This is a genomic window from Glutamicibacter sp. FBE19 (genome assembly GCF_015524875.1).
Taxonomy (GTDB): Bacteria; Actinomycetota; Actinomycetes; order Actinomycetales; family Micrococcaceae; genus Glutamicibacter; species Glutamicibacter halophytocola.
Map to the genome: position 1 here is coordinate 22,859 of NZ_JACKQN010000006.1, position 7,300 is coordinate 30,158.

General features: G+C 62.6%; 7 protein-coding genes, 3 tRNA genes and 1 riboswitch. Of the genes, 3 read left to right on the forward strand and 7 right to left on the reverse strand.

Going from position 1 to position 7,300, the window contains the following annotated elements:
• Nucleotides 1-10: 10 nt before the first annotated feature.
• From ribD to H6F58_RS10975, 7 genes are all read right to left on the reverse strand, one after another.
• Complete coding sequence (gene ribD / locus H6F58_RS10945) at nt 11-1,048, reverse strand: bifunctional diaminohydroxyphosphoribosylaminopyrimidine deaminase/5-amino-6-(5-phosphoribosylamino)uracil reductase RibD (protein ID WP_171919229.1); 1,038 nt, start codon at nt 1,046-1,048, stop codon at nt 11-13.
• Between the two features lie 14 nt (nt 1,049-1,062).
• On the reverse strand, nt 1,063-1,764 hold the full coding sequence (pnuC, locus tag H6F58_RS10950; RefSeq protein ID WP_060701898.1) for a nicotinamide riboside transporter PnuC: 702 nt from the start codon (nt 1,762-1,764) through the stop codon (nt 1,063-1,065).
• A gap of 115 nt (nt 1,765-1,879) precedes the next feature.
• Nucleotides 1,880-2,017, reverse strand: a riboswitch (FMN riboswitch).
• Nucleotides 2,018-2,059: 42 nt separating this feature from the next.
• A complete protein-coding gene (gene rpe / locus H6F58_RS10955) occupies nt 2,060-2,722 on the reverse strand; it encodes a ribulose-phosphate 3-epimerase (protein ID WP_060701899.1) in 663 nt (220 codons plus the stop codon).
• A gap of 28 nt (nt 2,723-2,750) precedes the next feature.
• Nucleotides 2,751-4,277 carry a transcription antitermination factor NusB gene (locus H6F58_RS10960; protein ID WP_171919273.1) on the reverse strand — a complete coding sequence of 509 codons (1,527 nt, stop codon included), beginning with the start codon at nt 4,275-4,277 and terminating at the stop codon, nt 2,751-2,753.
• Entirely contained in the window at nt 4,274-5,206 is a 933-nt protein-coding gene (gene fmt / locus H6F58_RS10965) for a methionyl-tRNA formyltransferase (protein ID WP_146275337.1), read from the reverse strand. Before fmt ends, H6F58_RS10960 begins: the two co-directional genes overlap by 4 nt.
• A 3-nt stretch (nt 5,207-5,209) precedes the next feature.
• Nucleotides 5,210-5,773 (reverse strand): peptide deformylase, encoded by a 564-nt coding sequence (gene def, locus H6F58_RS10970; protein WP_171919274.1) that lies wholly within the window; start codon nt 5,771-5,773, stop codon nt 5,210-5,212.
• A gap of 94 nt (nt 5,774-5,867) precedes the next feature.
• Nucleotides 5,868-6,710, reverse strand: coding sequence for a PD-(D/E)XK nuclease family protein (locus H6F58_RS10975; RefSeq protein ID WP_244652550.1), 843 nt, complete (start codon nt 6,708-6,710; stop codon nt 5,868-5,870).
• 192 nt (nt 6,711-6,902) lie between these two features.
• Here H6F58_RS10975 and H6F58_RS10980 point away from each other — a divergent pair.
• From H6F58_RS10980 to H6F58_RS10990, 3 genes are all read left to right on the forward strand, one after another.
• Nucleotides 6,903-6,975: transfer RNA gene (locus H6F58_RS10980), tRNA-Gly, on the forward strand.
• Nucleotides 6,976-7,029: 54 nt separating this feature from the next.
• A tRNA-Cys gene (locus tag H6F58_RS10985) sits at nt 7,030-7,100 on the forward strand.
• A gap of 26 nt (nt 7,101-7,126) precedes the next feature.
• Nucleotides 7,127-7,198: transfer RNA gene (locus H6F58_RS10990), tRNA-Val, on the forward strand.
• Nucleotides 7,199-7,300 lie beyond the last annotated feature (102 nt).

Genomic DNA, 7,300 nt, shown 5'->3' on the forward strand with positions numbered 1-7,300 from the left:
TGGGTTCGCGCTAGGCGCTGGGCAGTGGTTCAAGATGCAGCATGATGTCATCGCCGAGCCGGACCAGCGATTCGTTGCTGGAGGAATCCAGCCGATAGCGATGGGCCTGGCCCAGGGTCGTGGTGGGCAGATTGACCGAAGAGCTGCCGGCGCCAATCAGCAACGGTGCTTGATAGCAGTACAGCTCGTCAGCCAGGTCGGCTTCGATGAACGCCGAGGCCACCGTGGCGCCGCCTTCGATCAGCAGGTGGCCCAGCCCCAGTTCGTTCGCGCGTCTGATCACCGTGTGCACGTCGTGGGTGTTGATTTGCTCCCAGCCATCGCCTTCTGCCAGCGCCAGGGACTCGGGCAGTTCGCGCTGCCCCATCACCAGCCGGTAGGGCTGTTTGCCGTGCAGCTGGCCATCGCGGGTGCGGGCGCTGAGCCGGGGGTTGTCGATCACCGCGGTGTTGGTGCCGATCAGGATCCCGTCCACGCGGGCTCGAAGCCCATGGGCATGGTTGCGGGATTCCGGGGAGGTGATCCACTGGCTGGTGCCATCCGGGGCGTTGATTCGCGCATCCAAGGACTGCGCCAGCTTCACCGTGATGAAGGGGCGGTCCTGCTCCTTGGACAGGAACCAGCGATGGTTCAGGGCGCGGGCTGCGGCGTCATCGGCAAACTGGGTCGCAGGGATTCCGCGGCTTCGCAGGTACTGCGCGCCCCCGCTGGCGGCGGTCCGGTCGCTCACCGCATAGTGCACCTGCCCGATTCCGGCATCAGCGATCGCCTTGGCGCACGGACCGGTGCGGCCGGTGTGGTTGCACGGTTCCAGGGTGACGACCATGGTCAGTTTGCCGGCGGTGGCCGGATCCAATTTTCCCAGCCGGCGCAAGGCGTCGACCTCGGCATGCGGGTGGCCGGCACCGAGGTGGTATCCGGTTGCGATCAAGTTCCCGTCGCCATCCAAAATGCAGGCGCCGACCAGCGGATTTGCCCCGCGATGCCCGCGTCCGGCGGTTTCCAGCGCGGTGCCCAGTGCCGCGTCCAGTTGTTGGGTTGTCACCATTGTTCGCTCGCCTCCTAGCGCTGCTGCGAGATCGTCGGGTCGGGCAGTTCGATTTCGATCTGGGGTTTCGCGTCGCGTTTGGACTTGGCCCAGACGAAGAATCCGACCAGCGTGAAGGCGCCATAGAACAGGTACATGAACGCGCTGGCGTAGTAGCCGGCGGAGAAGAGCAGCGGGACGCCGACCGCATCAACGGCCACCCAGATCAGCCAGAACTCCACCCATCCCTTGGCCATGCCATAGGTGGCCAGAAGGGAGCCGACGAAGGTCCAGGCATCGGCCCAGACCGGCTCGTAGGATCCGAGCACGCGGAACAGCGGGGTGAGCGCTACCGTGCCCAGCAGCAGAACAGCGGCCAGCGCCAGGCGGGTTTTGTTCGAAGCCCACTGCGGGGTGACCGCATGGCCGGTCCCGTTTTTCGCCTGCTTCCAGCGGTACCAGCCGAAGACTGATACGGCGATGAACATGATTTGGCGGCCGGCCTGGCCCCAGAGATTCGCGGTGTATCCGGTATCAAAGAGGCTGCCGAGGAATACCGTGAGCAGCAGGAGATTGCCGATGATGCCCAGCGGCCAGGCCCAGACCTTGCGGCGCATGCCGCCGACGGCACTGGCGAGGCCGAAAATATTGCCAACTACTTCGCGCACCAAAAGTGCCGACGAGCCGATCGCAATTTGCGAGTTGAAAGCTTCAATGAGCCACCGCAGGAAATCCATCATTCCACCCTTCTCGAAGCGGCGGCTCCGGGGGTGTGCATTTGATGGGCCTGTGGCTCCGCTCTAGAAGATAGCCCTGTTCAGGGCCATCGGCGGTGCCAATAGGCAAATCAAATTCGTGCTTCTCCCATCCAGACTTTAACTGTCGGTACCGGAATTTCACCAGTTCAACCGCATCCTCGGCTTGTGGCCTTGGCTGCGGGTCGCGGACTATCACCGCCGGTTCGGACTTTCACCGACCCCGGAGCACGTATTCGTGTTTACTACAAATTATTCTGGCACACTTTGGCCGGGTTTAATGACCGCCGAGTGCAAGATTGCGTAATACATCAACCTCGACCGATGGTTCCGGAGCGGAGTACACCGCCGATCCGGCCACAAACACATCGGCGCCGGCTTCAGCTGCGCGCAGAATGGTGTCGCGCGAGATGCCGCCGTCGACCTGCAGCGCGATCGGCTTGCCGCTGCCTTCGATGGCCGCTCGGGCGCGCTGGATCTTGGGCAGCACCAGATCCAGGAACTTCTGGCCGCCGAAGCCCGGCTCGACGGTCATCAGCAATACCATGTCCAGTTCGCCGAGCATATCCAGGTAGGGCTCGATCGGGGTCGCTGGGCGCAATGCCATGGCGGCCTTGGCGCCGGCCGAACGCAGCTCGCGGGCCAAGCGGATCGGAGCAGCCGAGGCCTCCACGTGGAAAGTCACCGAGTCCACGCCAAGCTGCGCGTACTCAGGAGCCCAGCGATCGGCATTTTCAATCATGAGGTGCACGTCGATGGGTAGCTTGCTGGCTTTCTGCAAGGCCTCCACCACGGGCAGCCCGAGCGTCAGGTTCGGGACAAAGTGGTTGTCCATGACGTCCACATGCACGCCATCGGCGGTGTGGATCCGCTCCAGCTCGCTGGCGAGGTTGGCAAAGTCGGCGGACAGGATCGAAGGATGGATCCGTGCATTGCGCATAGGTGCTCCTTGGAAGGTACGTGCTTGGCTAGGCTTTTTTGGTCAGGATCGCCATGAACATGGCATCGGTGCCGTGCACATGCGGCCACAGCTGCGCGGTGCTGCCCTCGCCCAGAGCGTGGCCCGCAGCCGGCGTTTGCGGGTAGACCACATTAGACACGGCGGCACCGGTGTCCAGCAGCGCGGCGTTCTCGTGCCGCTTGAGGAAGTCCTCGACGACCAGGCGGGTTTCGGCCTGGTGCGGTGAACAGGTCACGAAGCCGACCACACCGCCCACGCGCACCGCGTTGAAGGCCGCGTCCAGCAATTCCCCCTGCAATGCCGTAAGCTCCGGGATGTCACGCGGGGCCTTGCGCCAGCGCGACTCCGGACGGCGGCGCAGCGCGCCCAGGCCCGAGCAGGGAGCATCGACCATGATGCGGTCGTAGTCCCCCGCGTAGTCTTCGCCACCGAATTTCCGGCCGTCTTCCTCGGTGAGCATCCAGTAGTCGTGCGGGACAGCATCCAGGGAATTGGCAACCAGGCGCGCACGGTGGGCGGTTGGCTCGTTGGCGGTGAGCCGTGCATCGCGCTGTACCGCGATGGCACCGAGCAACGCCGCCTTGCCGCCGGGACCGGCACAGAGGTCCAACCAGTAGCGGTCCTCGCCGGCGTCGGGCAGCGCGATGCTGGCCAAGGCGCGGGCCATGACCTGGCTGCCGGCGTCCTGGACCCGCACCGTGCCTTCCTTGACACCTGGAACACGAGCGACATCGCCATGCTTGTACGTGGCTGAATCGGCCACAAGAGTGCCTGGCTCGGCCCCTGCCTCCAGCGCCCCGGAGAGATCGCCCAGGCCGGGGAGGGCGACAAGGTTTACCAGTGGCGCCAAATTGTCGGCTTGAAGCAGCGCTTCAATTTCCGAGCCATCGCGGCCATGGGCGATCAATGCGCCGCGCAAGGCGCGAACAATCCAGTCCGGGTGCGAATGCTCGATCGAGAGCCTCTCGGATTCGGAGCTGGCTGCGTCAGCCAGCTGCGCGATCCACTGTTCGGCTTCCTGCGCGGATACTCGGCGCAGCACCGCATTGATCAGGCCGGAGGGGCCCGCGCCGATTTGGGCACGAGCCAGGGAGACCGTCTCATCCAGGGCCGCATGCTTCGGTACGCGCATGGCCAGCAGCTGGTGGGCGCCCAAGCGCAAGGCATCCAAAATGGCCGGGTCAAGCTCGGCCAGCGGACGATCCACCAAGGTGCTCAAGATCGCGTCGTAAAAACCCTGGCCACGCAGTGCCCCGTAGGCCAGTTCGGTCGCAAATCCGGCGTCGCGCCGATCGAGCTGGAACTCGCGGATCATCTTGGGCAGCACCAGGTTCGCGTAGGCATCCGAAGCTGATACTTCGCGCAGAACCTTGAAGGCGACCAGTCGCGCCGGGTCCGCCTGGCGCTTGCGCTGCCCGGGAGCCGATTGCGAATATTTGCGCGGACCGGATTGGCCGCGATTGCGGGTTCGTCCCTGCGCATCGCGTCGTGGCTCATTGTCGCGGTATCCACCGCGTGGTTCCTGCCCGCTCATGCGAAGCTCACTTTCGTTCCCTGGGTGAGCACGCCACGTGCCCAGTCGGAGGCCTTCATCATTTTTTTGCCCGGAGGCTGGATTTCTGTGGGTTCAAGCGCCCAGGTTGCGGTGCCGATCAGCACCTTGGGCTGCTTGCCCGGTTCGATGCGCACTTCGCCAGGCTCCAGATCGCCGACCTCGCGGCACTCGCGCAGCGGGCCGAACTTGAAGCGCTGGTCCTCGAGCTTCACCCAGGCCCCAGGGAACGGAGTGGTTCCGTGGGCGCGACGCCTGATTTCCGTCGCAGGGCGGGTGAAGTCCAATTCCGCATCGGAATCGGTAATCTTCGGGGCGTAGGTATGCGAACCGGACTGCGGGATGCCAACGGCCTGCCCGGCATCCAGTGCCTGCAGCGTTTGGACTAGCAGCGTTGAACCTGAATGGCTCAGCCGCTCCAGCATGATTCCAGCAGTGTCCAGCTCGCCGATCTTCTCGGTGACCTGCCCGAAAACCGGTCCGGTATCCAGTCCGGTTTCCAGCTGGAAGGTCACCGCGCCGGTGATGTCGTCCCCGTGGATGATCGACTGCTGGACCGGAGCGGCACCACGCCAGGCCGGCAGCAACGAGAAATGCAGGTTGATCCACCCGTGGGCAGGGACCTGCAATGCAGTTTCTGGAACCAGTCCGCCGTAGGCGACGATCGCCGCGGCGTCGAGGTTCAGCGCCTGGAGTTCCGCTGTGGTTTCAGCGGTGATTTTCGCTGCCTTGATAATGGGCAGGCCCAGCTCTTCGGCCCGGGCAGCGACGGGAGAGGGCGTGAGCACGCGCTTGCGTCCCAGCGGCGCATCGGGGCGCGTGAGCACCGCCGCGATCTCAAAACCTGCTTCGTGCAGATAGTCCAGGGAGGTTACGGCAACTTGGGGCGTGCCGGCAAAGAGGATCCTCATGAGCTACTTCCCCATTCCTGCGCCGAAGCTGGAGCCGAGAGCGCCCGAGCGTTTTTGCACAGTGGCGTTGGCGGTTTGCGAGTAGTTGGCTGAACGCAGTGTGCGCCAGGCGGCTTTCTTCTCTTCAGGCGCGAGGCGATCCAGGAAGAGGATTCCGTCCAGGTGATCGGTCTCGTGCTGGAAGCAGCGGGCCAGCATGCCTGCGCCTTCCAGCGCAACAGGATTGCCGAACTTGTCGAAACCGGTTGCTTTGACATGGCGGCGGCGCGGCACCGGTGCGGCTACCCCGGGAATGGATAGACAGCCTTCGACCTGGTCCTCTTGGAAATCGTCGCTCAATTCGAGAACCGGGTTGACGATATGGCCGCGTTCATCGCCGATTTGATAGGTGAACACCCGCAGTGAAACGCCCACCTGCGGTGCTGCCAGACCCGCGCCATGGACGTCTTCCATGGTCTGATCCATATCTTCGACGAGCTTCTGGAGCTCCGGGCCAAAGTCGGTCACCTCCTGCGCTGGGGTGCGTAGAACGGGGTCTCCGATGATCCGAATTCCCAAAATCGCCATAATCCGCTGGTACCTTCTTTGCCGTAGACAGTTGGTATTAGGTTTCGCCGTGCTGAAAGCTAACCGTTCCAGTCTACGCGGTCAGCGCTTGGCTTTATCGAGCTGGCGGCGTGATTTCGGCCAGCGTGGCTCGCGCTTGGGAGATCTTATGCGTGGCTTCCCAATTGCGGCGCAAGGCGTAGAACTTTGCCCAATAGTCCGGCAGGGCCGGCGCCGGCGCCATGAACGTCCTTGTTCCGGTGTCGCCCAGGGCCACAGCCAGCAGCATGGTGTCCGTTCCAAATTTCCATGGCTTCCATTCGCCGGACTCGGCGTCGACAACCTGCTCCTCGGCTTTGCACGCCGCGGCCAGCTGCATGATGACCTTGTCATCCGGACGCTTGACCACACCATCGCGGTCTGAGGTCTTTGTCTTGTAATCCACGATGCATGCCCGGCCCCCGATCTTTGCTACTAGGTCGATGGTCCCGGCATATCCCACGCTGTCATTCCAAACCGTGACTTCCGCGGCCAGAGGTTCAACGTTGTAATCGGCCCACCAGGTTTCAAAGTGCTGCGCGTAGGCCAGCTCGTTGTTTGCTTCGAGCGCGGCCCGCGCCCCGGCGAGATCGTGTTCTTGCCCCAGCGCTTGCAATGCCCGAGCCTCGGCATAGTTATGCACGCGATCTCCGCGCGCGGCCGCCTGGTCCCTGTAGGCCTCAGCCGCACTGGCCGAATCCCGCACTAGCGAACGCAGTTGCCGCGCATCTCCCAGGGCCTGAGCCAGCCGGTGGTCTTCCGAGAGCGACTTGGCGGCCATGTATCCGGCCCAGCCTGACAAATCCATATTGTCCATGCCGATAACTGTGGTGATGGATGGGACAATCGCTTCACCTCCGACCTTTCGGCTGTACATGCGGCCCGAATCGGTCTGTGTCGCTAATTTTGGAGACGTCATGCACACGATCATGGCATGCAGCTACCCCGCTTCGCTCCTAGTGGAGACGGAAATATGAATTTTCCGCGTAGATTCGCGGTTTTTAAGCGTTGTGAACCAGATCTCAGCGTTTCGATTTGTTCGGATGCGAAAACTCGTATAGAGTTTTTACTCGTTGGAAAGAACGGAAACGTTCAAATAACAACACATTTTGCGGACATAGCTCAGCTGGTAGAGCGCAACCTTGCCAAGGTTGAGGTCGCGAGTTCGAACCTCGTTGTCCGCTCGCAAAAAGATTCACCGACTAGGTAAAACTAGTCACTCTGGCTTCGGCCAGTATGGTGGGGTGGCCGAGAGGCGAGGCAGCGGCCTGCAAAGCCGTATACGCGGGTTCGAATCCCGTCCCCACCTCGCAATGAAGATTGCAGATCTTTTTAGCGCGATTGGCGCAGCGGTAGCGCGCTTCCCTGACACGGAAGAGGTCACTGGTTCGATCCCAGTATCGCGCACAGACTTATGGTTCACCAGACCATGAATCTACAATAATTGAATATTATGCGGTCATAGCTCAGCTGGTAGAGCGCAACCTTGCCAAGGTTGAGGTCGCGAGT